This is a genomic window from Desulfopila inferna (genome assembly GCF_016919005.1).
Classification (GTDB): domain Bacteria; phylum Desulfobacterota; class Desulfobulbia; order Desulfobulbales; family Desulfocapsaceae; genus Desulfopila_A; species Desulfopila_A inferna.
Genome location: NZ_JAFFQE010000069.1, coordinates 1 through 398 on the forward strand (window position 1 = coordinate 1; position 398 = coordinate 398).

At 69.3% G+C, this 398-nt stretch carries 1 protein-coding gene; it reads right to left on the bottom strand.

The window, feature by feature from the left end; genetic code table 11:
- Positions 1-51 precede the first annotated feature (51 nt).
- Positions 52-252: a sulfur carrier protein ThiS gene (thiS, locus tag JWG88_RS21485; protein WP_003084514.1), complete on the bottom strand. Its 201-nt coding sequence runs from the start codon at positions 250-252 to the stop codon at positions 52-54.
- Positions 253-398: the final 146 nt, after the last annotated feature.

Here is a 398-nt window from a genome sequence, read left to right on the forward strand (position 1 = left end):
CTCCTGGATGGAAAGGCTTGCGGGGCCGATGGAAGGGTTCGGGGGCCAGGCCTAGCCGCCGCCGATGGCGTGGACGATCTCCACGCGGTCGCCATCCTTGAGCGCGGTGCTGGCGTGCTGGCTGCGCGGCACGATATCCAGGTTCAGCTCGACGGCCACGCGGCGGCCGCCAAGCTCCAGGCGGGCCAGCAGGTCCGCGACGCTCTGCGCGTCGGGCAGCTCGAAGGGCTCGCCGTTCAGTTGAATCTGCATGGCTGGACGGTCACGCAAGTGAAAGGGAGCGGCATTCTAGCCCGATCCACCCCGATGACCAAGGCGCCTTGTCGACAAGTGCGCCGCCTGAGGCAACCGGTCTCAGGCGTTGCCCAGGCGCCAGGCGGCCAGCCCCAGGCACAGCC

Coding starts and splice junctions, on each gene's coding strand:
- thiS (WP_003084514.1), bottom strand. CDS start 252: ATGCAGATTCAACTGAACGGCGAGCCCTTCGAGCTGCCCGACGCGCAG.